Source organism: Sulfurospirillum oryzae (assembly GCF_025770725.1).
Classification (GTDB): Bacteria; Campylobacterota; Campylobacteria; order Campylobacterales; family Sulfurospirillaceae; genus Sulfurospirillum; species Sulfurospirillum oryzae.
Map to the genome: position 1 here is coordinate 120,424 of NZ_JANZKZ010000003.1, position 25,534 is coordinate 145,957.

The 25,534-nt window shown below is 40.8% G+C and carries 26 protein-coding genes; 14 read left to right on the forward strand and 12 right to left on the reverse strand.

What is annotated here, in order from left to right; translation table 11 throughout:
• The first annotated feature begins 53 nt into the window (after positions 1–53).
• A complete protein-coding gene (locus N0B29_RS09410) occupies positions 54–632 on the forward strand; it encodes a hypothetical protein (protein ID WP_263833470.1) in 579 nt (192 codons plus the stop codon).
• Here N0B29_RS09410 and N0B29_RS09415 read toward each other — a convergent pair.
• Both N0B29_RS09415 and N0B29_RS09420 read right to left on the reverse strand, forming a co-directional pair.
• Positions 629–1,804, reverse strand: a complete 1,176-nt coding sequence (locus tag N0B29_RS09415) for a sensor histidine kinase (RefSeq protein ID WP_263833471.1) — start codon at positions 1,802–1,804, stop codon at positions 629–631. The two genes, N0B29_RS09410 and N0B29_RS09415, sit on opposite strands and share 4 nt — an antisense overlap.
• Positions 1,785–2,462: a response regulator transcription factor gene (locus N0B29_RS09420; protein WP_263833472.1), complete on the reverse strand. Its 678-nt coding sequence runs from the start codon at positions 2,460–2,462 to the stop codon at positions 1,785–1,787. Before N0B29_RS09420 ends, N0B29_RS09415 begins: the two co-directional genes overlap by 20 nt.
• A gap of 72 nt (positions 2,463–2,534) precedes the next feature.
• On the opposite strand from N0B29_RS09420, the gene N0B29_RS09425 reads away from it, so the two are divergent.
• The 5 genes from N0B29_RS09425 to N0B29_RS09445 all read left to right on the forward strand — a co-directional run bounded on the left by N0B29_RS09425 (position 2,535) and on the right by N0B29_RS09445 (position 8,738).
• On the forward strand, positions 2,535–3,026 hold the full coding sequence (locus tag N0B29_RS09425) for a cupredoxin domain-containing protein (protein WP_263833473.1): 492 nt from the start codon (positions 2,535–2,537) through the stop codon (positions 3,024–3,026).
• Between the two features lie 84 nt (positions 3,027–3,110).
• Entirely contained in the window at positions 3,111–3,497 is a 387-nt protein-coding gene (locus tag N0B29_RS09430) for a FixH family protein (protein WP_263833474.1), read from the forward strand.
• The gene (locus N0B29_RS09435; protein WP_263833475.1) at positions 3,497–4,681 is read left to right on the forward strand and encodes a TolC family protein; all 1,185 of its coding nucleotides are present in this window, start codon (positions 3,497–3,499) and stop codon (positions 4,679–4,681) included. The genes N0B29_RS09430 and N0B29_RS09435 overlap by 1 nt, the downstream gene beginning before the upstream one ends.
• On the forward strand, positions 4,678–5,664 hold the full coding sequence (locus N0B29_RS09440; RefSeq protein ID WP_263833476.1) for an efflux RND transporter periplasmic adaptor subunit: 987 nt from the start codon (positions 4,678–4,680) through the stop codon (positions 5,662–5,664). The genes N0B29_RS09435 and N0B29_RS09440 overlap by 4 nt, the downstream gene beginning before the upstream one ends.
• The gene (locus N0B29_RS09445) at positions 5,661–8,738 is read left to right on the forward strand and encodes an efflux RND transporter permease subunit (RefSeq protein WP_263833477.1); all 3,078 of its coding nucleotides are present in this window, start codon (positions 5,661–5,663) and stop codon (positions 8,736–8,738) included. Before N0B29_RS09440 ends, N0B29_RS09445 begins: the two co-directional genes overlap by 4 nt.
• A 72-nt stretch (positions 8,739–8,810) precedes the next feature.
• Here N0B29_RS09445 and N0B29_RS09450 read toward each other — a convergent pair whose 3' ends face one another.
• Positions 8,811–9,320, reverse strand: coding sequence for an NADPH-dependent FMN reductase (locus N0B29_RS09450; protein WP_263833478.1), 510 nt, complete (start codon positions 9,318–9,320; stop codon positions 8,811–8,813).
• Between the two features lie 455 nt (positions 9,321–9,775).
• Here N0B29_RS09450 and N0B29_RS09455 point away from each other — a divergent pair, with 455 nt between their 5' ends.
• Positions 9,776–10,405, forward strand: coding sequence for a LysE family translocator (locus N0B29_RS09455; RefSeq protein ID WP_263833479.1), 630 nt, complete (start codon positions 9,776–9,778; stop codon positions 10,403–10,405).
• 15 nt (positions 10,406–10,420) lie between these two features.
• On the opposite strand, the gene N0B29_RS09460 is transcribed toward N0B29_RS09455, so the two are convergent.
• Both N0B29_RS09460 and N0B29_RS09465 read right to left on the reverse strand, forming a co-directional pair.
• Entirely contained in the window at positions 10,421–11,896 is a 1,476-nt protein-coding gene (locus N0B29_RS09460) for an amidohydrolase family protein (protein WP_263833480.1), read from the reverse strand.
• Between the two features lie 47 nt (positions 11,897–11,943).
• Positions 11,944–12,612: a tRNA-uridine aminocarboxypropyltransferase gene (locus N0B29_RS09465; protein ID WP_263833481.1), complete on the reverse strand. Its 669-nt coding sequence runs from the start codon at positions 12,610–12,612 to the stop codon at positions 11,944–11,946.
• Between the two features lie 92 nt (positions 12,613–12,704).
• Here N0B29_RS09465 and N0B29_RS09470 point away from each other — a divergent pair, with 92 nt between their 5' ends.
• Together N0B29_RS09470 and N0B29_RS09475 are read left to right on the forward strand one after the other, a co-directional pair.
• On the forward strand, positions 12,705–13,211 hold the full coding sequence (locus N0B29_RS09470; RefSeq protein ID WP_263833482.1) for a hypothetical protein: 507 nt from the start codon (positions 12,705–12,707) through the stop codon (positions 13,209–13,211).
• Between the two features lie 191 nt (positions 13,212–13,402).
• Positions 13,403–13,834, forward strand: a complete 432-nt coding sequence (locus tag N0B29_RS09475) for a hypothetical protein (protein ID WP_263833483.1) — start codon at positions 13,403–13,405, stop codon at positions 13,832–13,834.
• 27 nt (positions 13,835–13,861) lie between these two features.
• Here N0B29_RS09475 and N0B29_RS09480 read toward each other — a convergent pair whose 3' ends face one another.
• From N0B29_RS09480 to N0B29_RS09490, 3 genes are all read right to left on the reverse strand, one after another.
• Entirely contained in the window at positions 13,862–14,464 is a 603-nt protein-coding gene (locus N0B29_RS09480) for a pentapeptide repeat-containing protein (protein ID WP_263833484.1), read from the reverse strand.
• Positions 14,465–14,474: 10 nt separating this feature from the next.
• On the reverse strand, positions 14,475–15,575 hold the full coding sequence (locus N0B29_RS09485) for a GTP pyrophosphokinase (protein ID WP_263833485.1): 1,101 nt from the start codon (positions 15,573–15,575) through the stop codon (positions 14,475–14,477).
• A gap of 297 nt (positions 15,576–15,872) precedes the next feature.
• The gene (locus N0B29_RS09490; protein ID WP_263833486.1) at positions 15,873–16,250 is read right to left on the reverse strand and encodes a winged helix-turn-helix transcriptional regulator; all 378 of its coding nucleotides are present in this window, start codon (positions 16,248–16,250) and stop codon (positions 15,873–15,875) included.
• Between the two features lie 248 nt (positions 16,251–16,498).
• Here N0B29_RS09490 and N0B29_RS09495 point away from each other — a divergent pair, with 248 nt between their 5' ends.
• The 3 genes from N0B29_RS09495 to N0B29_RS09505 are packed head-to-tail and all read left to right on the forward strand — an operon-like array spanning position 16,499 to position 18,153.
• The gene (locus N0B29_RS09495; protein ID WP_263833487.1) at positions 16,499–17,092 is read left to right on the forward strand and encodes an NAD(P)H-dependent oxidoreductase; all 594 of its coding nucleotides are present in this window, start codon (positions 16,499–16,501) and stop codon (positions 17,090–17,092) included.
• Between the two features lie 3 nt (positions 17,093–17,095).
• Complete coding sequence (locus N0B29_RS09500; protein WP_263833488.1) at positions 17,096–17,389, forward strand: putative quinol monooxygenase; 294 nt, start codon at positions 17,096–17,098, stop codon at positions 17,387–17,389.
• An 8-nt stretch (positions 17,390–17,397) separates the two neighbouring features.
• Complete coding sequence (locus N0B29_RS09505) at positions 17,398–18,153, forward strand: nitroreductase family protein (RefSeq protein ID WP_263833489.1); 756 nt, start codon at positions 17,398–17,400, stop codon at positions 18,151–18,153.
• A 51-nt stretch (positions 18,154–18,204) separates the two neighbouring features.
• Here the strand turns inward: N0B29_RS09505 and N0B29_RS09510 are convergent, their stop codons facing one another.
• Positions 18,205–18,819 carry a LysE family translocator gene (locus N0B29_RS09510; protein WP_263833490.1) on the reverse strand — a complete coding sequence of 205 codons (615 nt, stop codon included), beginning with the start codon at positions 18,817–18,819 and terminating at the stop codon, positions 18,205–18,207.
• 205 nt (positions 18,820–19,024) lie between these two features.
• The gene (locus tag N0B29_RS09515; protein ID WP_263833491.1) at positions 19,025–20,707 is read right to left on the reverse strand and encodes a response regulator transcription factor; all 1,683 of its coding nucleotides are present in this window, start codon (positions 20,705–20,707) and stop codon (positions 19,025–19,027) included.
• 173 nt (positions 20,708–20,880) lie between these two features.
• Between N0B29_RS09515 and N0B29_RS09520 the strand changes: the two genes are divergently transcribed.
• Entirely contained in the window at positions 20,881–22,995 is a 2,115-nt protein-coding gene (locus tag N0B29_RS09520) for a helix-hairpin-helix domain-containing protein (RefSeq protein ID WP_263833492.1), read from the forward strand.
• A 41-nt stretch (positions 22,996–23,036) separates the two neighbouring features.
• Here the strand turns inward: N0B29_RS09520 and N0B29_RS09525 are convergent, their stop codons facing one another.
• Positions 23,037–23,891 (reverse strand): nickel/cobalt efflux transporter, encoded by an 855-nt coding sequence (locus tag N0B29_RS09525; protein WP_263833493.1) that lies wholly within the window; start codon positions 23,889–23,891, stop codon positions 23,037–23,039.
• A gap of 151 nt (positions 23,892–24,042) precedes the next feature.
• Between N0B29_RS09525 and N0B29_RS09530 the strand changes: the two genes are divergently transcribed.
• Entirely contained in the window at positions 24,043–24,264 is a 222-nt protein-coding gene (locus N0B29_RS09530) for an SHOCT domain-containing protein (protein WP_263833494.1), read from the forward strand.
• Between the two features lie 3 nt (positions 24,265–24,267).
• Here the strand turns inward: N0B29_RS09530 and N0B29_RS09535 are convergent, their stop codons facing one another.
• The gene (locus N0B29_RS09535) at positions 24,268–25,527 is read right to left on the reverse strand and encodes a coiled-coil domain-containing protein (RefSeq protein WP_263833495.1); all 1,260 of its coding nucleotides are present in this window, start codon (positions 25,525–25,527) and stop codon (positions 24,268–24,270) included.
• Positions 25,528–25,534: the final 7 nt, after the last annotated feature.

Genomic DNA, 25,534 nt, shown 5'->3' on the forward strand with positions numbered 1-25,534 from the left:
CATTGCATTATGTTAAAATAGTCAAGCTTTCTATATCATTTTAAAGGATTTCTATGAATCGAAGAGAGTCTATCATAACACTTGGGTTACTAAGCGCGTCCGTTCCTCTAGCTCTTTATGCTGATGATAACAAAGCAATTATTATCGAATCTGATAGTAATGAATTGAAGTTTAAAGTAGGAAAAGATGCCTTTATACTTCGTCCTCACAGCAAAATCGAACTTTCACATGATGGTACATTTACAAAAGCACTTAAACTTATCGGTGGCGGAGTGATGGGTGTTTTTGGCGGCGGCGAAAAGACGATAGAGACCAAAACCTTTACAGCCGGCATTAGAGGTACGGGCATATACTTACAAGAGTACGCGCCAGATGCGGTGTACAGCTGTTTGTGTTATGGCGTAGGAGAGTATAAAAATCCAACAACCAATGAAGTCCTTTTTTCACTCAACTCCACTTATCACGATAAACCGGTTCAAATCGTAAAAACAAGTATGGAAAAAATTGAGTATCAAGGCTCAAAGCTTGTTAACCACAATGATGATGAATTACGTCATCTAGAGCATCTTTGTCAACGCGAAGCACCATTTGAGGCGTATTTAAAAGCAGAAAAAGTAAAAAGACATTATTAAAAATAGACGCTAAATGTAGTACCTTTACCCTCAACTGAGTCTATTTCAAGCCTGAAATTATTGGCTTTACAGATGGTGTTCACGATGTCTAAACCGATGCCAAAGCCGCCTTTGTCGCTGTTTGCGCGTTTATAGCGCTTGGTGATGTCACCTAGCTTTGAGCTTTTAATGCCGATGCCACTGTCTTTGACACTTAACTTTTCAAAGTCCAGTATAACTTCAATGCTTCCTTCAAAACGGTTGTATTTGATGGCGTTGGAAAGTAGGTTGTCGATGAGTTTGCTAAGACTCTCTTCGTTTATATGTAACGTTTTTTCTTCCAGTTTTAATGTTAAGTCTATTTGTTTACTCGCCATTAAATCCGCAAAATATTCGAGACGTTCCTCTATGAGTTTTTTCACATCGATATCAGTTTTTTCTTCGTTTTGTTTGTCATGTAGAAGCATGTAACTGAGGTTCCCGTATAAGGTTGCGATACGTTTGGCACTTAGTTCAATGCGTTTGCGCTTTTTCTCGTCCACATCTTTAAGTGTGCTAATGCTCATCAAAATCGCCGTAATCGGCGTATTAAGCTCATGCGTGGAGTCTTTGATAAAAGTATCAAGCGTTTCGATCTCCGCTTTGATAGGCTTTAGAAAGAGTTTTGCAAGCACATAACCCAAGAGTGTCGCAAACGCAAGACTCAAAAGTAGGTAAAGCACAACCTCTTGTTTGATCGCGTTTATAATGCTCGATATAGAACTCTGCTTGATTACGATGTAGTGTACGCCAAGATGGTGTTGCGCGCTATCGTCCACGTAAAAAAAGCTATCGTTTTTGAGGTAAAACTTTTGTTCAAAATCGATTTGATCGTTGAAGTTTACATGTAAAGGTTTGTGTTCTGCTCCAAAAAGAGCCACTTGATAGCCTTCATCAACGCCAAAGCACTGTTCAATGGGCTTTTGAGTGAAGCATTTCTCTAAGTCAGCATCTTCCATCATGTGCGCGGTGACGATCTTGTGCGAGATAGCAGAAGCAGTAGCACGCATTTTTAGGGCATAGTTTTCCTGCATATTTTTCATCTGTATGGTGTAAAACATGCCTGCCAAGATGAGTATAAACGTATAAATTGAGAGCAGGTAAATCAGTAAAAAACGAATGAGGGAGCGTTTTTCATAGTGGCTTAAAGACATAACCGACCCCTTTGGTATTTTCGATCAACGCTTCAAGCCCATAACTGCGAAGATTTTTGATATAAGTACGCACCGTCGCATACGTCGGCACTTCTTCAAAACGCCACACCTCTTCGATGATCTCTTCAAAACTCAGCACGCGGTTTTTGTGTTTTAAAAAATACTCCAAAAGTTGCGCCTCTTTTTTGCGGAGTTTATACGAAGTATCTGGTGTGATGATCTCGTAATTGGCAGGATCAAAAACGAGCTCATTCGCAAGTATAATGCGCTCGTTTGTATCGATGTTGTGAAGTTTTTTGGTGCGCTCAATTCTTACCAAAAGCTCTTCAAGATCAAACGGTTTTTTGAGGTAATCTTCAGCACCCAAAGCAAATCCTTTTTTCACATCATTGATCTGGTCGAGTGACGTGATGAAGATGACAGGCGTGGTAATGCGAGCGTTTTTGATCTCTTTTAAAAGCTCAAAACCATTAAGGCTTGGGACGTTGATGTCAAGAAGCAAGAGGTCAAACTTATGCTCAAAAATGGCATCAAGTGCTGTTTTACCGTCATAAAAGAGCTTTACATGTAAACCATGTTCCACTAAAAACTCTTCGATAATTTCGCTAAGAATGGGGTCATCTTCTAAGAGTAGGATTTTCATAGAGGCATTATACATAATTTTATTCCACAAATATTGCACAGATATTTTCTATACTTTAGTAATACTATTACTCATAAAAGGAAATAAATGTTACACCATAAAAAAAGTATTGCTATGCTAATCTTTGTTACTGCTTTTTCAGCCCAAGCTATTGCGATGGATGACCACTCAGCTCATAACCATGCTACACATAGCCATGCAAGCTCTACCATTGGTAATCCCGCTAATGCTTCGCAGGCAAACAAAATCATTAACGTCGACTTGCTTGATTCTATGCAATTTGAATTTCATAGTAAAATGAACATCAAAGAGGGAGATATCGTTAGATTTATCGTGACAAACCAAGGTGAAATTGACCATGAGTTTTCCATTGGTAGTGAAAAAGAACAAAAAGCACACCTAGAAGCTATGAAAAAAATGCCAAATATGGTTCACCATGATGGCAATACCATTACACTTAAACCTAAAGAAACAAAAGAGTTAACGTGGAAATTTACAAAAAGAAACACAGTTATGTTTGCATGCAACATACCAGAGCATTTTGAAGCTGGGATGCACCGCGAGATCACTATAAAGTAGTATGATGGTTTTTATTAGAGTTATTCCACAAATAGTACACACACGCTTTCTATACTGTCATTATATTTTTACAAGGAGTACGTAATGAAGAAGATTTTAGGGATGTTTTTAGCGGTGGCGTTGAGCCTTAGTGCTGTTTTTGCGGCAGATGCTTTGTCTAAAAAAGGGATGGCGGGTCCATTAGAAGTTGAGTACAGCAGTGAAAAGCCTTTAAGTCAGGGCATGAACATGATCAACATCAAAGTCAAAGAGAATGGCAAAGAGATCAAAGATGCGAAAGTAAGCGTTACCGCTGCAATGCCAGCGATGCCAGGAATGCCAGCAATGGAGCAAACTTCTGAGGCAATGTTTGTCAACGGTGCGTATATGGCACATGTCACATTCTCAATGAATGGCACATGGCAGCTTAACATCGTCATCGAAACCAGTGATGGCAAAAAACAACGCTTAAAATCAAGCGTTAACCTCTAATGAAACGCGTCATTTTAATGCTCGTAGCCCTCGCGGGCTACGCTTTGGCGCAAAGCGAGTTGACCTCTTTAGCGTATGAGCATAACTATGAGTTAAAGGCACTCGAAGCTGAGGTACAAGCGCTTGAAAAAGAGGTTGATATAAGCAAGATTTGGGAAAACCCTATGCTCTCTCTTGGGGTCAACGACATCTTTTTAAATGAGCCACTTACAAGAAACCAAGAAGCGCAAAATGAGGCGATTTCGCTTTCTCAAAAGATCCCAACGGGTGGAAAACTGGACATCAAAGAGTCGATTGCCTTGCAAGATTTGGCGATTAAAAAGCTGGAACTAAAAACTAAAAAACTCGAAATGCAACGTGAAATTGGCGTGTTGGAGCAAAGTTACATCCGCATTAACCAAGATCTTGCTTTAGTGATAAAGTATGAGAAAGTTTTGGAAGACCTGAAAAATGCCCACCTTGCTTACAATACCACCAGCGCGCACTATGTCGATACGCTGAACAATACGATTTTGCAAAAAAACCTTACCATCGAGAAAAAAACACTGCTTCGCGACAAAGCTTCCATAGAGCGAAAGTTAGAGAGCATCATCGTAGCCTCTATGCCTGAGATGAGCGCACATGAAGGACTATTGCCTTATAAGCTCAGTGATGAAGAGAAGCTTTTGGAAAAATCGCCGAAGCTTCAAACCCAAATGATGATTAGCCAAAAAGAGCTGCTCAATTTACGCTATGAAAAAGCAAATAAAACGCCCGATGTTACGGTAACTCTTGGCTACAATCGAAGGCAAGGAAGAGACGACTACGCCTTTTTAGGCGTTTCTGTACCGCTTCCGATTTACGGCAAAGAGAATGCCTCCATCCAAAAAGCCACACTCACCCATGCTTCCTCCGAACAGAGTGTGCAGTCGGTGCATAAAAGTTTGCAGTTTGAGCTAAGAGATGAGCTTCTCAACAAAGAGTTGCAGTACGACAAAATCTCTTTGGCGAAAGAGGTGTTACATGAAAATGAGAAGATGTATGAAGTGCTTCAAAGCACTGCATTGTCTCAAAATGACGCACTTTTAAGCCTTCTCAATGTAGTCACGCAAATCATTGAAGCACAAAAGCAAATCAACGCTAACACGTTCGCGTATAACGAGTCCATCATCAAAATTTACACCCTTTTAGGAGTCGAGCTATGAAATACACGCATCTCATTTTAGGAGCTCTTCTACTGTTAGGCTCCACGCTTGATGCCAAGCAGATTTTCAATGTCAAAACCATCGAAGTAAAAAAAGTTTTGGAAGGCTCTGCTAAAGATTTTTACGGCTATACCAAAGCCAATGAAGAAAATGTCAAAGAGGTGAGTTTGCGTTATGACGCGTTTATCGAAACGCTTTACGTGAACAAAAGTTTTACCAGTGTTAAAAAAGGCGAGCCTTTGGCGAAACTCTATTCGCAAGAGATTTACACCGCAGAGTTGGAACTTATCAACGCGTTACGCATCAAAAGTGACAGCATGGTGCAGAGCATCACGCAAAAGCTCAAACTTTTAGGGGTCGATGAGAAAACGATTGCGAAAATTATCAGTGAAAAAAATGTGCCTGAAAACATCACTATCGTTTCACCGTACAGCGGTATCGTAACCCAAAAAGCAATCAATCAAGGCGCGTTCGTTCCCAAAGGGATGAAACTTTACGAGATCAGCGATTATACGAACTTATGGCTTATCGTTAAAGTGTATGAAAAAGACCTTGATTTTGTTAAACGTGCGCAAAGTGCGGACATCTTTTTTGATATGAGTTCTAAGCCTTACAAAGCCAAAATTGATTTTATCTACCCTAAAGTTGACCCGCAAACGAAAAGTGTGGATGTGCGTTTGGTCATCGAAAACAAAGACCTCGAGATTTACGAAAATGCGTTTGCAAAAGCAAGGTTTGGCACAGCCAAACGTGAGTATCTAGCCCTTCCAAAAAGTGCAGTGATGACCAAAGGTGCTAAGACGAGTGTCTTTGTCAAAGGCGAATTTGAGGGCGAATACGAACCACGCGAGATCGAAGCAAAACGACTCAATAACGACACATTTGAAATAGTCAAAGGCCTAAAAGAGGGCGATGTAGTTGTCTCAAATGCGCTCTTTATGTTTGATGCCGATGCCCAAAATAACGCAGGGGCAATGAAATGATCGAGAGTATCATTGAAAAAAGCGTCAAAAACAGGGCGCTTCTTCTTTTAACTTTACTTATCGCCGCATTTCTTTCTTTTTGGGCGATTCGGCAAACCCCACTGGACGCCTTGCCAGACCTCACGCCACCGCAAGTCATCGTGAATGTGAAGTATTTGGGGCAGTCGCCAAAGATCATCCAAGATCAGCTCGTTTACGAGCTGACCAATGCGCTGTTATCGGTCGCAAAAACCAAAACTGTGCGCGCGTTTACGTCGTATGAAAATGCCATCGTGTACATCATCTTTGAAGATGGCACCGACCTTTACTGGGCGCGAGATAGGGTCAATGAAGTCATTCAAAATGTCTCGAAAAATGCTCCTAAAAACGCAACCATCAAGCTAGGCCCAGATGCCACGGGTATTGGTTGGGCGTTTGAGTATGCGCTCACCTCTAAAAATCGCAGTTTAGAAGAGCTTAGAAGCATTCAAGACTACCTCTACCGCTATGCCCTTTTAGGTGTTGAAGGGGTAAGCGAAGTGGCGAGTGTGGGCGGTTTTGTGAAAGATTATGAAATCACACTGAGCCAAGACGCGCTCTACAAATATGATCTCAGTATCGATGAACTTATGAGCGCACTTTCGAAAAACAACAGTGATTTGGGTGGGCGAGTGGTGCTTGAAAATGGCTTTGAGCAGATCATCCAAGCCAGAGGTTTTGCCACCTCTTTGGAAGACCTTTCAAACATCACCATCAAAACGGTGAATGGCATTCCGCTCAAACTCTCTGACATCGCCGATGTGCGTGTGGTTCCCACCTATAGAAGTGGTTTAGCAGAACTCAACGGCGAAGGCGAAGTGGTCGGAGGCGTTGTGGTTGTACGTCACAAAGAGAACGCTTACAAGGTCATTCAGGCGGTCAAAGAGAAGCTAGAATCTTTACATGTAAACGATGTGGAAGTGGTCACAACGTACGATAGAAGCGATCTCATTACCAAAGCGATTAACAACCTCAAGCGCGCTCTTTTTGAAGAGAGCATTGTTGTTTTGGCAGTGGTGATGCTCTTTTTGCTTCACTTTAGAAGCGCTTTGGTCGTCATCATTGTTCTGCCGCTCACCATTGCTCTGACCTTTTTGGCGATGAAGCTTTTTGGGCTGGAGTCGAACATTATGAGTTTGGGTGGTATTGCCATTGCTATTGGTGCGATGGTCGATGCGTGCATCGTTATGATCGAAAATGTGCATAAAAAGCTCTCGCACGGCGAGCCAAAAAGCGAAGAAGAGCGCAAAGCCATCATCATCGCTTCGTCCAAACAAGTTGGACGCCCGATCTTTTTTGCGCTTTTGCTTATCGTGGTGAGTTTCTTACCTATCTTCGCACTCAGCGGTCAAGAAGGAGCGCTCTTTAAACCCTTAGCCTACACCAAAACCTTTGCGATGCTCATCGGTGCAGTGCTCTCCATTACCCTTGTTCCCCTTTTGATGATCTATTTTGTCAAAGGCAAAATCCTTGAAGAACACAAAAATCCACTCAACCGCTTTTTTATCTGGATTTATGCACCGCTTTTAAAGGTACACATGCGCTTTTGGTATATTGCTATTGCGGCATTTATTGGCTTTTTGGTACTGGGTTATCACACCTACACCAAACAGCGCTGGGAGTTTATGCCCCCACTCAATGAGCAGACGTTTATGTACATGCCTGTCACGCCATTTGGCATCAGCATCGAGATGGCAAAAGAGTATGCGCAAAAGAGCAATGAGGTCATCAAAAGCTTTCCCGAAGTCCTCAGTACCTTTGCCAAAGCAGGGCGTGCGGAAAGTGCGACAGACCCAGCTCCTCTTTCGATGATCGAGACCATCATACAGCTCAAACCCAAAGAGCAGTGGAGAGAGGGCATGACGTATGAGAAGCTGAGAGATGAGATGAACGAACAGCTTCAAATGACGGGATTGACCAACTCATGGACATATCCGATTCGTGGGCGCATCGATATGCTCATCACAGGCATACGAACACCGCTTGGCATCAAACTCTACGGAGACAATGACCAAGCCCTAGAAGATAGCGCCAATAAAATTGCCAGTGTCCTTGCCAATTATGAGGGAACCAAAAGTATTTTTGCGGACAAAGCAAACAGCGGTTATTACCTGAATATGACGCTTAAGCCTGAAAATATTGCCGCGTATGGTCTCACCAAAGAAGAGATACTAGACTTCGTAGATAACGCCATCGGTGGCTCGAAAGTAACAACGTTTTACCAAGGCATTGAACGCTATGCGATCACGTTAAGACTGGAAGAAGAGAGTCGTAAAGACTTAAATACCATTAGTGAATTGACCATCAAAACGCCGTATGGTTTCCAACGTTTAGGACATTTTGTGGAGCTTAGTTACGACGTGGGTGCGAGTGAGCTCAAGTCTGAAATGGGCAAGAAAGTCAACTACATCTACATCACCCTAAAAGAGGGCTTTTCGTCTAAAACCTATAAAGAAGAGGCGAGCAAAATTCTGAAAGAGAGTGTGGAGCTTCCAACAGGTTTTTACATCGGTTGGGCAGGCGAGAGCGAGTACTTGGAAAGTGCGATGGAGCGCTTGCAGTTCATCCTTCCGCTCACGCTTTTGGTGACGTTTGTGCTCATTTACTTAGGACTTGGCTCGTTTAAAAATGCGCTTTTGGTCTTTTTGACCCTGCCGCTTGCCGCTGTGGGTGGGTTTTTATATGTGGATTATCTGAACTTTAACCTTTCCATTGCCGTCATTGTAGGCTTTTTGGCACTTATCGGCATCGCGGTGGAGACGGCGATTGTGATGATTATCTATCTTGAAGAAGCCATTTCTCATGTCAAAGAGCGAACAGCACATGCCATTCAAGAAGCCATCTTTGAAGGGGCGGTTTTAAGAGTGCGCCCTAAACTCATGACCGTTTTTGCGATTCTTGGTGGACTTTTACCGATTATGTGGTTAGACGGTGTTGGAAGTGAAGTCATGCAACGCATCGCCGCTCCGATGATCGGTGGCGTGGTAAGTTCGGCAATACTCACGCTTTTGGTGATTCCTGTGTTGTATTATCGGATGCAAAAAATCGAGGAGTGAGAGAGTTTACATGTAAGGAAGAAATCCTTACATGTAAATGTTAAACAAAGATCTCTTAATTACTAAAAATAATTACAGTGGCTTTCGAGAAATACTCAAAAATTGCGTCAAAATTCTCTGCAAACTATCTTCTTCTATCTTTTTGTTAGGTGTTGTTAAAATCTCTCTGGGAGCAACAACGGCTCCTAATTTTGAAAACTGTAAACGCATCGCATTGCAGACATCATTTCCTGTGATTCCTGAGTGCGTTGCGAGTTGGATGCATTTTAAGGTGAAGAGTTCTCTGAAATTTTCATTGCTTCTGGATATCCATGCGATGACATTGGTTAAAACAGGAGGAATGGAGTAGTTGTATTCAGGGGCTACAACGATGTATCCTGAGGAATTTTTCATGGTGTTTGAAAGCTCAAGAATTTTGCTTGGGATGCCATCATTTGTCTCTTTCGAAGAGTCATACAAGGTGATGTTCAAATCGACTAAATTGATGATTTGACTTTTAACACCCATCGTTTCTAGGCACTTTTGTATTTTACCTGCCAACTTCATATTTTCATTCAGACTTGCAACCAATATTAAATACATGATCAATCCTTATTTAGATAGGGTTAGGATGATTATAGTACGAACAGGTTATAGGAACAAGAGGAAATAAGGTTAGAGTAATTTTACGCATAAAGATTCAGTTTAGCATTTTATTTATCAAATAATTGACAAGCATCCGCCATTTTTTGACGTACTTCTTCTAAGCCCAACGAAATCAAAAAAGTTATATCATCATTTCAATCTCTTTGCTCATTTTGAGGAAAAACAATGAAAAAAGATAAACTTTTCGGTGTCAGTTTTGGGCTTTTCCTTCTCCTTGCGCTCTCTTTGGTTGCGGCTGTATTTTTGCTCTTGCGAACATGGTACTCGTAGTCAAGGCAAGAGAGCTTCTTTTTAAAATTTGACCTTTACATGTAAAAAGCATTAAGCCCATTTTTTAAACATTTTTTTGTATAAGGGTAGAGTATAATTTCCCTTTGTTTAAAGGATTTGATGTGATTTCAGCAGTTGATTTTTCGATTATGGCGCTTTTTCTTCCCACTTTCTTTTTTGTCTCGGTAACGCCTGGCATGTGCATGACACTTGCGATGAGCCTTGGTATGAGCATCGGTTTAAAGCGTACGTTTTACATGATGGCGGGCGAGCTCATCGGCGTGGCGATAGTCGCACTCTCTTCGGTTGTCGGCGTTGCGGCGATCATGATCAACCATCCTGACATCTTTACCGTTTTTAAGTATGCGGGTGGGCTTTATCTTGGGTATTTGGGTGTGCAACTTTGGCTAAATCGTGGCAAAATGGCACTAACTGAGGTGCATTGTACGCCAAGTATTTCCACTTTTTCTCTGGCTTCACAAGGTTTTATTACCGCCATTGCAAACCCAAAAGGCTGGGCGTTTTTCATCGCACTTTTACCACCGTTTATCAACCAAACGAAACCGCTCATTCCTCAAGTTTCGGTACTGTTAGCCATTATTTTAGTATTGGAATTTATCTGTTTGATTATCTACGCGAGTGGTGGTAGCACCATGCGTAAGTTTTTGCAAAAAAGCAACAACGTCAAACTTATGAACCGTGTCGCAGGCACATTGATGCTCGGTGTGGGCGTGTGGTTGGCGTTTGGGTGAGAAAAACTCTCACCCCTATTTTAAACTTTTTGCTAACGCACTCATCTCTTTCTCAAACACTTCAAACTTTTTATCCAGTTGCATTTTTACTTTAGCTTTCTCCGCAGGCGTCAAAAACGAATAGTCGATGCTGTTATACACATACGTTTTGATGGTGGCGTAACTTGGATGGTAGCGACTCGCAAGCAGGACATACTCATGCGTCAAGTTGTCTCTTGAAACGCCCGAATCATCCGTTGAGATGACGATGGGCACGCCATACGCGGCGTAAATGGAGTAGGGGTGTTCCTTGCCCGAAACGCCTAAGATGAACTCGTTGCTGGTGAGGTTGATCTCGATGGCGGCGTGTTCTTTAAGCTCTTTAAGAAGAGCCAAAGACTCTTTTTCATACGCGATGTCTACACCATGCCCGATGCGTTGTGCCCCTGCGATTTTGCGCGCTTGGGTGATGTGAAAGAGAAGCTCTTTGGGTTCAACCATACCGATGGTTAGCTCTCCCGCGTGCAGTGAGCGTGGCACTTGCGGGTAGTGGCTCGCGAGGTAGTTAAACATGCGCATGTGAAGGGTGTAGTCGTTAATCGCCACGGTGTTGTTCTCAGGAGCTACAATGTTCACACCCACCACAAGCGGTGAGCTAAGGACGGCTTTGTAGCCAGAGAGCAAATCGGTATAGACTTGAAGCGGTTCAACCACGCGAGTAGCATACGTTTGGTAGCGCATGGTAAAGCTTGCCGTGTCGATGCCCTCATGTCTTTTCTCTAACTCTTTGATGAACGATGCCACTTTTGTCTCAAATGCACTGTTTTGTGCATAAACCGTACTGATGCGATCTAGCAGTACGTTGACCTCTTCTTGTGTGGTCGCGTGGCGAAGGGCGTTATTGATATTTTTGGCTTCTTCTGCACTGAAAAAATCAGCGCTATTGACACCCACGCGTGAGAGCATGGTTTCGATGTAAGAGACGTTTTCATTAAGTGCGCGCTCTTTAATGATGTTCAGTCCCACGTCCATGTACTGGTCGGAGATGGGTGAAAAGTAGCCAAAGGTGTTGAAGAAGTTGCTATCGGGCGGGAGTTGTTCATGGCTGTGGTTGTCGAAGTCTTTGTCAGACCAGAGCGTGAGCAGTTTGCGGTACAGTGTGTTATTCGCGATGAGTTCATCCACGCTGAGAGTTTTGCAAGCTTCATTGCTTTTGGTTTTGACGATTTTGAAACTGCAGGTGTCGATAAACCAACCTTTATTTTTCACCCATTCAAGGTAGGTTTCGACATACAAAGAGCCTGAGTAGTGGTGGTGCAAGTCGCCACCTTTGGGCATTTGGGTGAAAAAGAGATTGAGTAGTGCGACATTGGGAAAATGAGCCTCAAAAGAGCGTTCATACAGCGCTGAAGTTGTGCTCTCATCGTTGTTGCGTGGTAGGTTTGGCGTTGGGGTACAACCTACAAAAAAACTCAAAAGGAGCAAGAGGCTGAGGTGTTTGAGGTAACGCATGGTGATCCTTACATGTAAAGATATGAATGGCTTATTGTAACGAAAAATTAGGTACGTCTAGGCTTAAACCTAACCGCTTGATGCAGAGGATTTTGGATGCACTCTAGTTGATAGTCAATCATCGCGTGAAAAGGGGTGAGGAATGTGTCGAGCTTGTTTTGCTCAATCGTTTCGATCTGCCATTTGGTAAGAAGTTCCAACACGGTGAGTGTGGACTCGATGGTCGAGAGGCAATACTCTAGGGGTTGCTCTTTGATCTTAAACTCCGAACGCTTCGTGGAGTCAAAACTGATGTGAGAAAGAGCGTGCAAGTTCTTACTTTCACGCATCATTTTAAGTGAACACGCCCATGTCGAATCAATGAGAAAAATCGCCACCTTCTTCTTTACATGTAAAGCTTTTTCAGTCAAAGGATTGTGATGACTGAGGTTGATAGCATGCTTTGAAGGGTAGAGAATGAAACTCTCATGTGTTGCGATGATTTCGTTGATGCGTGCATTGTCACTAAAGTCGATGCCCATAAAAAGCTCAGAGTTTGGAAGTGAAAGGTGTGTCAAATGCCCCGTGCCATTTTTGGTTTTTTTAAACTCTTTGGGGTGCATCAAAACGATGAATTTGGTCTGCGTTGCAATGGGTCGAATATGGCTGCACATACATGAGCTTTTGGGTCTGTAACAGCTGTAACATTTTGCTCTATCGCCGTAAATCGTCTGCATCGCCCGCCTTAACATAATGGGGGATTATACTAAAATATGAGAAAACTTGAAAAAAGAAATAAAACACTTTAATTATTTGATACAATTATTTTATGGAACTAGCAGAAGAAAAAAAACAAGAAATAGAAAACTCTGAGCATAATTTAAAACTTCTTTATGAAGCAAAGAAAAGTGCTCTTGAAACAATGCTTAGAAGTGTGATTCCAGCTCAATTATCAAGTATAAAAACAGTCCTATGGATGAATTTTTTAATTATGGGTCTTGTTGCAAGAACCGATGAAGTCAAATGGGTTTCAATAAATACAGGAATTTTAGTTTCATCAGGTACGGCAATTATTTTTTGTTTATATGCATTTATCGCTTTTAGAGAAAAACACTTAGGTTCTTTATCAGATGTAAATGCTTTTTCAAAACCAGATTTTCCAAATAATGAATGGTCAAAATATCATGCTTTACTTGACTCTCTTCATTGTGTTGAAAAAGCTTTATTATTAAATACACAAACACAAAATAAAACTAGTGATCTCACAGCTATAGCAACTTGTTTTTCAATAGTGTCAATGTTATTAGTCATTATAAAATATTCAAACCAATTATGAGGAATAAATATGGCAGAAAAACCTACAACACCTATTAATACAGGTGGAAATACTACTAGAGGAACATGCGATAGTAAGCGCCCAGTTTCACCACCACCTCCACCACCTCCACCACCAAAGAAAAAATGAGTTTAGAGAAGATATGTGATATCTTCTCTATCTTTTTGATAAAATATTTAAGGACATAAATTGTGGATTTTATTACTAAAGTAGCTGATTTAAAAAATTTACAAGATTTAAGTAAAATATTAGTACTTCCAATGTTGAGTGTTGCATATATAGCAAATAGTAGTTTTGAATTATCATATAAAGATACCAAAATTACATTAGAAACATTGGATTTGTTTATACCAATTGTAGGAATATTTATTATTTTTATTTGTAAAACATTATATTGTTCATTTATTGCACTTATTGTAAATTTTTTTTTGAGTATGATAGATATATTTTGGACTAAAGGAGTAGTAACTCTTGTATTAATATTGTCACTTCTTTCCTTAGGTTTTGCAGGAATTTTTGCCTATGATACAATGCCTCAACTACAAAATATTAATAAACTTTGGTTTTATGCTTCTTTTGTTACAAGTTTTTATCTACATTCTCAATTAGAAAATTATAAATAATACATGTAAAGATTTTCTTTCCCTCATTCAAACCAACACAATCCCCATTAATTCAAGCAGTTGAAGCGCCTCGTATCGGCTAAAAATGGCTCCTTTGAGGTGATTCGTGCGCAGATCGATCATCGTGTTACTTGCATCCGTAAAATTGGCGTATTCCAGATGGGTGTTGCCAAAGAGGGTACCTTTGAGGTCAGAGCCTCGAAAGTCTGATTTTTCGAGGTTTGCGCTTCTAAAGTCGGCTTCGGTTATACGGCATTCGCTCATCACAAGTCCGTTTAGGGTTAAGCCAAAAAAATTGCTGTCACCCAGAAGGCAGTCACGAAACTGAAGGGGTTCGATGGAGAGAAGGCTCTCCCAGTTTGCCATCGTCCAGTCGATGCCTATCATTTTGCATGAGGAGAATTGAACTGCGTTTAGTTTGGTGTCGGTGAGTTTCATAAGGCTTAGATTGCAGTTTTCAAAACGACACCCGATAAATCTGCACGATGAGAAAAAGGTTTCACTAAAGTCGCAAGAGACAAAGGTGCAGTCGTCAAACTCCGCTTTGGTGATCTTTTGTTTGTGCAGATTCACACCTGTGAAATTTTCTGCAAATACGTCCATTTTATCGGTGATACATAAAGAAGCCATCATTTAAAGCTTATTTACTCGTAATTTCTCTGTATATTTTCATTGCTAATGCCACTGCTTCGTCTTTTTCTTGGAGTGAAACATCGGGAAAAAATGCTTTGAGTCCTTCTTTATGGTTGGTTTCTAAAAATTCCATCATTAATGCGTATCCTATGATAAGACCATCTTTTTGATCGAAATGTTTTTGAAACCTATCCAATAAAATAGCCCTAAGTTGTGCCCATTTGAGGATGAACTGTTTGATAAGCTCTTTGTTCTTTCGAATAGAGTTTTGAACTTCAAGAATCTCTTTATATGCTGTAAATTTATTGATAATATTTAGGGTGAAACTGATAATGGCTTCTTGCATCTGTTCTGAAAAAGCGACATTTTTGAGTGCTAATGTTTCGATGATGTGCGTTTCGATCTCTTCCAAATCGCCTGATTGCTCGATGAAGAGTTTGAGGCTTTCGGCGTTAATGTCGGTATTTTCAAACCCCTGTTTGGAGATGGTTTCAACATAGTTGTGAATGTCGAGTTTCAGCCTGCTAAACTCATCATCGGCAATTTCAAGCATACTCGCAATACGTGAGAATTTTCTACGAAATTCCCTAGGAACGGCGATGTTCGACTTGTAGCCTATGTCGTGCTCTATCTCTGCCCATGCATGTTGGAGAATGGTTCGCACTTGGATTTCAAATTTGAGATTTTTGTAGTTTTTATACTCTCTAAGCTGTGCTCTTTCATCATTAATAGAGCAGATGATGTGGTAGGAGAGGTAGCCAAAGCGGTCGGGATCGAGTATTTTCTTTTTGTCGATGGAGTTGACTTCGTCTATTTTGAACTCTTTAAAAATAAGATTGACAATCTTTTCAACATCAATTTCAAAATAGCTGATGATGCGGCAACCCACAATATCGGTGATCTCGCTAAGGTCTTGGTACTTGTTTTTCCCGTCAATTTTTTTCGATAAGCTGCTTTTTTCTTTGACGCGATTTTCAATGGAGTGGTAAGAAATTTTCTCTTGTTCAAGCAGTTCTTTGAGTAAGATGTCCATTTTGTCGCTAAAGCTTTCATACTGTTTGAGCTCTTTTTCAAACTTAGCTATGAGATGATGTTTGTTGTTTTCCAAAAGAACTCCTAATAAGAGATAAATCAATTTATTTTATAGTATACGAGCTTAAGATTGTGCGAAATGAGGTTGAGTGTTTTCTTTAAGCCCAACTCTTATACAATTAAGAAGTATTAACCAACTTCAAAAAGGAGAGAACATGGCGAAAAGTAAAGATATGAAAAAAGAAGTTAAAAAGAAACCAGAGAAGTCGTTAAAAGAGAAGCGCGAAGAGAAAAAAGCGAAGAAAGCTTAGTTATCAACAACATTGACAAGAAGGATGAAAAATTCCTCTTGTCACGACTTACACCACATAAATCATTGTTTATCGGCTAATTTTGCTTCGCAAACAGCACCATTTGTAAATTCCCCACACTCTTTAACATACTCAATTCCCCAGTCAAACATCTCTTTTAGCACAGGGCGAAGCTTCTCGCCAATAGGCGTGAGCGAATAGACAACTTTAGGAGGAATTTCAGGAAAAACAACACGCTTAATCAGCTTTTTTTCTTCCAAATCCCGCAGTTTGACGGTCAGTGTCTTTTGGGTAATGTCACAGACCTCTTCAAATAAGTCTTTGTAACGTTTTTCACCATCAAGTAAATGCCAGATGATGCCCAGTTTCCATTTATCATTAAAAATATCTTGTGCGATGGCGACAGAGCATTTGTACTCTTTGTCATTAACCAAATACATCGTGCTCCTTTTTTACCTTTACACGCCTTTAGAGCCAAGCTCTAAAGACTACGCTAACGCTGAGTTCACTTCGGCAGTGAGCCCGCGCACTTTTAGTGCTTTTTATTTTGCAAATTGAGTTTAGCGAAAGTTTATTTGTATTATACCATATTTACACAATTTTACTATTACATTACAAAAGTATCGTAAGGGTATTTTAAGTACACACCTCTTATACTTCTTTTAATATCTTAAGACAAAGGACAATCATGAAAAATGTACTTATCATCAATGGTCATCAATACTATGCCCACATTGCAGAGGGGAAACTTACGCAGCTTTACATCGATACAGCAGAAGAATTTTTAAAAAGCAAAGGTTTTAATGTTAAGCATGCAAAGGCTGAGAGTAACTATAACCCACTCGAAGAGGTCGAAAAATTTAAGTGGGCAGATTATTTTATTATCCAATATCCTGTTTATTGGATGGGTGTGCCTTGGATGATGAAAAAGTACATTGATGAAGTGTTCTCTGCTGGCACGAACAATGGTATTTACGCCAGCGATGGACGAAGCCGCAGTGACGCAAGTAAGCGTTATGGTAGTGGCGGGTTGATGCAAGGCAAAAAGTATATGCTCTCCCTCACCTACAACTGTCCCGTCACAGAGTTTGGAAACAAAGAGGGCTTTTTTGAGGGGCTGAGTCTTGATGCAGCCAACATCGCTACACATAAAACATGGCAATTCTGCGGTGCGACACCGATGGAAACGTACTCCGTGCATGACATCTTCAAGGGTGATCTTGACATTGAAGCAGAAAAGGCTAAATTTATCAAAGTATTAACCAAAAATTTCAGAGGATAAGTGATGGGAAAAGTCGTTATAATCGTAACACTGACACTCGAAGAGTCCAATAAAGAGGGCGTAATTGAGGCGTTTTCTGCTTTGCATAATAATCTTCATCATGAAGACCATGGTTGTTTACAGTTCGATGTGCATAAAGACAACGAAAAAGAAAATACCTATGTTTTTGTAGAGACATGGGAGAGTGAAGCACTGTTAAATGTGTATATGAGTAAAGAGCCATTTAGGGCATTTCAAGCATTTCTAGCAGATAAAGTTGTAAGTTTATCCGTTCAACGATTGCAAAAAATTTTATAGGAGAAACTATGGAAAATCCAACCATCAAACAGCTTCAAAATCGAAAATCGATCCGTCAATTTACCGGCGAAGTTATCAGCGATGAGAACTTAGAACTTATCTTTAAAACGGCGCAACGCGCTCCAACTTCCATCAACGCGCAACAAATTAGCCTTGTTTACACGCGTGATAAAGCCAAGCTAGAGCAGATTTCGCAGTTGTGCAACCATCAAGCACATATTGCCACTGCGGACGTGTTTGTGGGTATTGTCATCGACTTTAATCGCACCAATATCATTACCGAGAGCATGGGGAAAAAACACGTCATTGAGCAGAGTGCTGAGGGCATTATGGTGGGTGCTGTCGATGCGGGCATCATGCTTATTCAGCTTCAAGTGGCTGCCGAAGCTTTGGGGTATGGCACAACCTGTATCGGAGCAGTGCGTGAAAATTCCGACAAGATGATACAGCTCTTTAACCTTCCACCCAAAACATTCTTAGCCGTAGGTTGCACCATCGGCGTTCCCACACAAGATGCTAAAAATGCTCCACTCAAACCACGCGTTGCACTCGAGAGCTTTGCAATGCAAGATAGCTACGATAGCGAAAAAGTGAAAAAGGGCGTGTTGGAGTATGATAAGGCCTTTAAAGCCTTCAGAGATGCAACAGGAAGCGGCTCCATGCCAACCTACGCGGAGATTACCTCAAAGGCATATTCGAGCATTTACTACCGAAAAACAGGCAAAGTTTTAATGGCACAAGGGTTTGCGTTTAAAGACGAATAATTTTTGATACACAGACAGGGATATGAAACCATATCCCTGCAAAGCGTGAAGTTATTGTTTTGCTGTTGCAAGCGAAAAACCAAAAAAGAGAAAAGTCATACTAGCCCCTTTGTTAATGATTTTTCCGCCGCGCTGGGAGGTCAGCCACGTTCGTGCTTTGCGAGCAAAAAATGCGTACAAACAATGAATAATGACCACTAAAGAACTATAAGTTAAGACTAAAATAGAAAATTGCATGACGTAATTGATTTCATTTTGATTAATAAATTGTGGGAAAATAGAGAGAAAGAAAAAGATCGCTTTGGGATTGGTGAGTTGCAAAGACAAACCTTCAAGAAAGCGTTTGCTAAAACTTGCTTTGTGCAGATGTTGCCCTTCTAGGTTTAGGGGAGGTGCTTTCCATAGTTTTATACCAAGATACAGAAGGTACAAAGCTCCAGCAAATTTTAAAATGGTAAAGATAGTGGCTGAAGTCGCTAGCAAAACCCCAAGACTCGTTGCAGAAATGGCCGCGATAATAAGCGCTCCAATTGCGATACCCAAAATGCCACCAAAGGTTCCTTTTAAACCATATCTTAGCGCATTGGTTAGCGTCATAACAACACCAGGACCAGGACTTAGAACGGTTAGTGTTGCCATCACTAAAAAAAGCAAATAGAGATTCATGTGATTTTACTCCTTAACCTTAGTAATCTAGTATGAATAACTCTAACGCAAAGCATCTTAAGTGTTCATAATAAGTTATGAATTGTAAAACGATACTTTGTTTTAAAAGGTCTATTTTCGTTACACTATCTCCCTAAAAATTTTTACATGTAAACGTTGGAAAGTAGACTTTAGGAATGCATGTATTTTCTTGTTTGTGATTCGGTTAACTGTACAACAAAATATTTTTAACGTCGTTTGCGTACAGAGGTTTTTCGATGATGTGCGCATTGAGGCTGTGAAGGTGCTCTTTTTCTTTAGCTGCCTCATGTTGTGAGGCAACAAGGTAGTAACGGTTGTATCTTTGTAAAGGAGCGAGGGCTCTTTTTTTAGAATTTTGTTTTAGAAAATACTTGAGATAAACCAATCCCGAAGCAAATACATTCGTAGAAAAATCATAATCAATTACCAGCTTATCGACTTTATTGTTCCCAATCCAATCTTCAAAAAAAGTGGTTTTAGAAAAGCAGAAAATTTTGGTATGGGTACAGATCTGCTCGTATTTTTCTTTAAAGTGGGCAAGGAAATCTATGTCTAAAGACAAAACGGCTAAATATTGAAAGTCGTTTTCTGCTAGCTTTTTGTAGGTTGTTTGGTCTATTTTTTTGAGGTGCAAAAGGATATTGCTTGTGGTAGGAATAACATCTGGTAGGTGTTTTTTCATGTAGCTTGAAATCTCTTTTGAACTCAGCACTTTATAAAGTAAATGCCTCTCGATTTCCCCAGTAATGTAATGTTGCATTTTATTGAAATGAATAGCGACACTGTTATACTTTTCGTAAAGTTCTTTAAATAAGTTAGCGGCGTTTTTAAATTGTGGAAGATCGCGCTCTAATGAATTATTGCGGCAGTAGTCACTTATCCATTGTGAGAACTCTTCAATCTCTTTTGTATAGGCAAGTAATTCAGATAAATATTCATCTCTAATAGCATAATCAATTTTCTCAAAGTGCTCAAGAAGCGGCTCCATGTAAGGGCTCAGTAGGGCATATTTTTTAGGTCGATAGTGTATAACTTTATTGCGTAAAATTGACGCTTTGTTGTTGATAGGCGAGAGGAGTTCTTCCATAATTGAATGGTAGGGGATCTCTTTTTTTTCAGCCAACAATTCCTTACAACTCTCAATAGAATCGTTAATGCACGCTTTGAGGGCTAAGGTAAAGTTATGCTGTTTGTTTGAGACGCTGTTTAAGGCAGCCTTCAATTCATTTTGGCTGAGTTTCAACGTGATATTTGATGCTTTGAACAGATCATCAATCATCGCGTAAAAAACAAACTCTATCTCATCTTCGGGTATAACGTGGGAGGCATCGAGGTATGCATCTAAGAGTGCTTCAAATTTTTTTTCATTGATTTGATGCCCAATAGGGTGTTTTTGACAGATATTTTGCAGCGCTTTAGTGATTTGTGTTTTATGGGAAGCGTATTTTTTTTGCGCATGCGCCTTTTTTTCGTGATGCTTTCTTACCAATTCGTTTAAAGACATGTTAAAAGAGAGATGATTAAAAGGTTTTTGAATCGTTCCAATGGTATGTTTTTTTGTACTGTGCTTAATAACATCTTCGTTTGCAGTGATAAAAACAGTCAGAATTTTTTGATGTAAGTTGGTATCAATAAGCACTTCGACTAAATCGTCGCCATTGAGATGGGGCATATTAATATCGCTAATGAGCATAGAGATATTTCTATTTTTACCCATAATTTCAAAAGCTTCCATCCCGTCGTGGGCATAATGTATTTTGCTTTCTTCAAAACAATAATGATCGAACTTATTTTCAAGTAATGCTTTGGTGATGACTTTTAAAACAAGATTGCTATCATCTGCTATTAACACTTCTATCGTCTGCATGCCTAATTTTCCAAAACTTTAACAGTATAGTATGATTTACTGTAACAAAAAGCATCTTAAGTATTCATAACATTGTATGAATTATTAAATTATGACAAGCAACCAAAAGCCAAGTTTTGTTACAATACTCCCCTCAAAAATCTTTACATGTAAAACCTAGGAAAGCAGACTTTATGAATCCACTTATTCCCATTTTAGTGCAAAAAACAGGCATTGCGAAAGAAAATATCATTAACATTTTAAAGCTTTTAGAAGAGGGCTCTACCATCCCTTTCATCGCGCGGTATCGCAAGGAGATGACGGGTGGGGCGAGCGATGAACAACTTCGTGAGTTTGATAGCATTTATGCTTATGCGAAAAAATTGCATGATCGTAAAGAAGAGATTTTACGGCTGATTGCTGAAAAGGTTGTATTGAATGATGAGGTGAAAAAAGCGGTTGAAAAAGCGCAAACACTTCAAGAGTTGGAAGACATTTACAGACCGTATAAAGAGAAGAAAAACACCCGTGCGGCGCTTGCGATTGCGGCAGGGCTTACGCCATTGGCTGATGTTTTGGAGAGGGCAGAGTTAGAACGAGAAGCGTTTGAGAAAAAGGCGCAGAGTTTTGTGAATGAGAAAATTGGAAGTGTCAAAGAGGCGATTGCGGGAGCGCAAGACATCATCGCGGAGCGTTACAGTGACGATGCTAAAGAGCGCGAATATTGGAGAGTCCAACTGCATGACTACGCCTCTTTTGAGATCAAAGCTTCCAAAACGCTCAAAGCGGATGGATTGTATGCCAAGCTTGCAGGTAAAGCCGAGCGCATCGCCTCCATTCCCTCACACCGCTACCTTGCGATGATGCGTGGCGTGAGCGAAAAAGAGTTACATGTAAAGATACTGCAAGATATGGAAAGGGTGGAAAGTGCCATCAGTCGTTACCGCATTCCACGCAATGCCAGAAGCTCGAAAAGCTACCTTTTGGAAGCCTATTTGGATGGGTTTAAAAGGCTTCTTTTCCCTTCTTTAGAGCGGGAAATTCATGCCATAATTAAAGAAAAAGCCGACACACAAGCGATTACGACCTTTGGTAAAAATCTCTCGCAACTGCTCAATACGCCTCCCGTTACCAAGCGTGTGATTTTGGGCGTTGACCCAGCATATCGCACGGGGTGTAAGCTCGCTGTCGTGGATGAACATGGCACGTACCTGACCCATGCCGTCATCTACCCGACACCGCCGCAAAGTGATTATGAGAAGTCTGCCAAAGTCATCAAAGAGTTTACGCAGAAGTACCACATCACGGCTGTGGCGATTGGCAATGGTACGGGCTCGCGCGAAAGCCAAGAGTTTTTTGCGCGTCTGAACCGCGAGGAGGGGTTAAATCTTGCCTATACAGTGGTTTCAGAAGCGGGCGCTTCCATCTACTCCGCATCAAAAATTGCCACACAAGAGTACCCGAATCTGGACGTGACGATCAGGGGAGCCATCTCCATCGCACAACGTCTGCGTGACCCGATGGCGGCACTCGTGAAGATCGATCCAAAGTCGCTAGGAATTGGTCAGTACCAACACGATGTGGATCAAAAACAGCTTGAGAAAAAATTGCACGAAGTCATTGAAGATTTGGTCAATCGCATCGGGGTTGACCCGAACAGTGCGTCAGTTTCACTGCTTTCGTATGTGGCGGGTGTTGGCGCAAAACTTGCCAAAGCCATTGTCGAGCACCGTGAGAGCAAAGGGGCGTTTACATGTAAATCTGAACTAATAAGCGTAAAAGGTTTAGGGGCTAAAGCGTACGAGCAGTGCGCAGGATTTTTCCGCATTCGTGAAGGTAAAAGTGTGCTCGATAACACGGGCGTTCACCCTGAGAGTTATGCCATTGCGCAAAAGCTTTTAGCGCGCGCTGATTTGGCAACGCTTTCCAAAGAACAGATTATCGCATTAGCCAAAGAACAGGGCATTGGTGAAGCAACGCTTCAAGACATTATCGCCGAGCTTTTAAAACCGGGTTTTGACCCCAGAGAGACATTGCCACCGATTGCGTTTCGCTCTGATCTTACCGACATTAGCGAGCTTAGTGAGGGTTCCATCGTCTCCGGTGTGGTGCGAAACATTGCCGATTTTGGGGCATTTGTGGACATTGGACTTAAAAACGATGGACTCATTCACATCTCGCAGATGAGCGACAAGCGCATCGCGCATCCGTTGGAAGTTTTGAGCATCAACCAGCAGTTAACACGCATTCGTGTCATTGAGGTAGACAAAGAAAAAGGAAAAGTCAGTCTGAGTCTTAAAGAGAGATAGACTTTACATGTAAGGATTTTCCTTACATGTAAAAATACTGTTTAAAGAAAATGATGTAGTCCTTGATAGCCTATATACAAGCCAACAAGTAAAATAAGTCCACCTGAAACATAAGGCGCTTTTTTGGCAAATTCTCCAAAGCCACTCCATTTTTTTGAGAGATGGCGCATACTCAAAGCGGCAATCACACCTGATAGCACCAATGTAAGCGCTAATCCAACACTAAAAGCTAACACAAGCGCAATACCGAGGGTAAACTGTTTGAGTTGCAAACAGATGAGCAATACTGTAATTGATGCAGGGCAGGGGATAAGCCCACCGGTTAGCCCGAAGAGTAAGATCTGCCAGTTGGTCACCTCTTTGTTTGAAAAGCGCTTTTTAATGTCTTTGGCATGTGCGAGTTCATGCGCATCATTGCAACTTCCAAGCTCTTCAAAAATGATCTCTTCTTTGCTGTGATGATGTTCATGATGGTGGTGCTCACCGTGGTCATGACTATGCTCATGTGAATGATGATGGTCGTCATGTTCATGTGCGGTGAAGCAAGCACGTTCATTTTTCCATGTTTGCCAAAGTGTCCACAGTGCGATGCCTACCATAATACAACCCGAAACAACTTCAAGATAGGGCTCCACCGCTTCGGTTGTAAAGCGAGCACCAAAATACATACCCAAAAGCGCGATAGCCCAAACCACCGCAGTATGTGAAATAGTCGCAGCAAGTCCGAGCATAATGGACTGTTTCACCGTTCCTTTAATGGCGATGATAAACGCCGCCATCATTGTTTTAGAGTGCCCTGGTTCCAGTCCGTGCAGTGCGCCAAGAAGAATAGCACTAGGAAGAAAGAGCCACGCGTTGCCTGAACTGCTTTGAATGATTGAGGCGATATCAGTCATGGTGGATAACCATTGTGTTTTTGTGAGAAAAATGTTGAGGCATAGAAATTTCCTATCGTGTGAATAACGCTATTTTAGCTAAATTCTCTCAATTAACACGTTGTTCACACAAAAGGACTACAATAATACAACGTTATTTAAAGGAGCTAAAATGTATGGATATGAATGGATGGGGCATGGGTTTTTCATGCCGTGGATGATTGTATTTCCAATGGTGATTTTAGTACTCTTTATGATGATGCGTGGCGGTAGATCGTCTTGCCATCATCACGAAAAAGAGGACGAAGCGTTAGAGATAGCGCGTAAGCGTTTCGCTCGTGGCGAGATCGATGAAGAGACTTTTGAGAAGATCAAACAAAAGCTCAATGCCTAAACATTAGCGTTGTGAGAGGGTCTTGGCAAGTGCGCGCTGAATCCTCTCATACTGCGCATCGATAGGATGTCCTTGTGATTCAAGATTGGCAAGTGATTTTTCTGCATCAGTCAGCTTCTTTTCCCATACATAGATCTCTTTTTGTTTATTGGAAAGGGCGAGTTCTATCTCTTTGGCTGATCTATGTAGGGTTACTTTTCGTTTTATGAGGGAGTCTTCTTTTCTGAAAAGCTGTGCAACGAGGCTTTTACGATCATACAGCTTTTCTTCGCCATCTTCTATAAACTTGACCTCTTTTGCATCGGTGTATTCGAGTCTATCAAGTGTTTGATGGATATGATCTAGTTTTTCTTCCGTCTCTTCAAATGCTTTATGCTCATTTTGAAGATGTTTAATGATCTCTTTTTGTTCATTGTTGTAGGCTTCAAGTTTCTTTTTGATGGTAATAAGTTCATTGCGTCTATCATAAAGTGTCTGTTTGGATTTTTTATGCTGAATCATCGTGGAACGAATGGTTGTCATGTTCCATGCGCGATTGCTTTCATCTAAAATAGGGTTTGGCTTGTAGCGATTCCCTTTGGCATCGATGGTTTCATGAATGCTAAAATGACCCAAAAACTCAATAGCCTTTTTTTCTTGATTGGAAAAGTGAAATAAAATATCTTCAGCGATGTAGAGCATCATTGTCTCAAACACTTCACGCAATAAAAAGTAACTAAGTCCTCGAATACTTCGTAAATCTTCCAAATCACTATGCTCAATGACAACAATGTCAGCAATATTGACAAGCACAGGGATAAAAAGGCTACGAAATTCAGAGGGGTTGATTTTTTTGATGTTAAGTGTACTTTCCATAGCAAAGTTTAAAAGTTCTAACATACGTTTTTTGTATTCGTCGTTAGGAAAAAATTGCTTTTTGTAGGCTTTTAATGTCTCAGGATCAAGACCACATGCTCTGCGGTCAGCACTGTTTTCAGGAGCTTCAATTTGGAAAAATAGTTTAATGTAAATGGCATTATCGGTGTATAAAAAAAGATCTTTATTGGTTGCGGAAATCTTTTTAGCAAGTTTTTCTTGCACAACATCCTTGTATGAATGATATTTTTTAGGAAGTTTACATTCGTGTAAGGCAGTTAGTACTTCTCCAATATGGTCTTCCTCTAAGCGATAGAACATGTCAAGGTATAAGTATTGTTGCGGATCAAAATTTTTTAAAAAATTTTCAATTATTTTTTCAACTTGGCTAAATGATGAATCTTCCATAACTTTC

Excerpts from the sequence above, each read along its gene's own strand:
- N0B29_RS09530 (WP_263833494.1), top strand. The coding sequence starts at position 24,043 with ATGTATGGATATGAATGGATGGGGCATGGGTTTTTCATGCCGTGGATG.
- N0B29_RS09450 (WP_263833478.1), bottom strand. The coding sequence starts at position 9,320 with ATGTATTTAATATTGGTTGCAAGTCTGAATGAAAATATGAAGTTGGCA.
- N0B29_RS09420 (WP_263833472.1), bottom strand. The coding sequence starts at position 2,462 with ATGTATAATGCCTCTATGAAAATCCTACTCTTAGAAGATGACCCCATT.
- N0B29_RS09445 (WP_263833477.1), top strand. The coding sequence starts at position 5,661 with ATGATCGAGAGTATCATTGAAAAAAGCGTCAAAAACAGGGCGCTTCTT.
- N0B29_RS09520 (WP_263833492.1), top strand. The coding sequence starts at position 20,881 with ATGAATCCACTTATTCCCATTTTAGTGCAAAAAACAGGCATTGCGAAA.
- N0B29_RS09435 (WP_263833475.1), top strand. The coding sequence starts at position 3,497 with ATGAAACGCGTCATTTTAATGCTCGTAGCCCTCGCGGGCTACGCTTTG.
- N0B29_RS09415 (WP_263833471.1), bottom strand. The coding sequence starts at position 1,804 with ATGTCTTTAAGCCACTATGAAAAACGCTCCCTCATTCGTTTTTTACTG.
- N0B29_RS09410 (WP_263833470.1), top strand. The coding sequence starts at position 54 with ATGAATCGAAGAGAGTCTATCATAACACTTGGGTTACTAAGCGCGTCC.
- N0B29_RS09500 (WP_263833488.1), top strand. The coding sequence starts at position 17,096 with ATGGGAAAAGTCGTTATAATCGTAACACTGACACTCGAAGAGTCCAAT.
- N0B29_RS09495 (WP_263833487.1), top strand. The coding sequence starts at position 16,499 with ATGAAAAATGTACTTATCATCAATGGTCATCAATACTATGCCCACATT.
- N0B29_RS09505 (WP_263833489.1), top strand. The coding sequence starts at position 17,398 with ATGGAAAATCCAACCATCAAACAGCTTCAAAATCGAAAATCGATCCGT.
- N0B29_RS09490 (WP_263833486.1), bottom strand. The coding sequence starts at position 16,250 with ATGTATTTGGTTAATGACAAAGAGTACAAATGCTCTGTCGCCATCGCA.
- N0B29_RS09535 (WP_263833495.1), bottom strand. The coding sequence starts at position 25,527 with ATGGAAGATTCATCATTTAGCCAAGTTGAAAAAATAATTGAAAATTTT.
- N0B29_RS09515 (WP_263833491.1), bottom strand. The coding sequence starts at position 20,707 with ATGCAGACGATAGAAGTGTTAATAGCAGATGATAGCAATCTTGTTTTA.
- N0B29_RS09465 (WP_263833481.1), bottom strand. The coding sequence starts at position 12,612 with ATGCAGACGATTTACGGCGATAGAGCAAAATGTTACAGCTGTTACAGA.
- N0B29_RS09480 (WP_263833484.1), bottom strand. The coding sequence starts at position 14,464 with ATGGCTTCTTTATGTATCACCGATAAAATGGACGTATTTGCAGAAAAT.
- N0B29_RS09470 (WP_263833482.1), top strand. The coding sequence starts at position 12,705 with ATGGAACTAGCAGAAGAAAAAAAACAAGAAATAGAAAACTCTGAGCAT.
- N0B29_RS09440 (WP_263833476.1), top strand. The coding sequence starts at position 4,678 with ATGAAATACACGCATCTCATTTTAGGAGCTCTTCTACTGTTAGGCTCC.
- N0B29_RS09425 (WP_263833473.1), top strand. The coding sequence starts at position 2,535 with ATGTTACACCATAAAAAAAGTATTGCTATGCTAATCTTTGTTACTGCT.
- N0B29_RS09510 (WP_263833490.1), bottom strand. The coding sequence starts at position 18,819 with ATGAATCTCTATTTGCTTTTTTTAGTGATGGCAACACTAACCGTTCTA.
- N0B29_RS09460 (WP_263833480.1), bottom strand. The coding sequence starts at position 11,896 with ATGCGTTACCTCAAACACCTCAGCCTCTTGCTCCTTTTGAGTTTTTTT.
- N0B29_RS09525 (WP_263833493.1), bottom strand. The coding sequence starts at position 23,891 with ATGACTGATATCGCCTCAATCATTCAAAGCAGTTCAGGCAACGCGTGG.
- N0B29_RS09430 (WP_263833474.1), top strand. The coding sequence starts at position 3,111 with ATGAAGAAGATTTTAGGGATGTTTTTAGCGGTGGCGTTGAGCCTTAGT.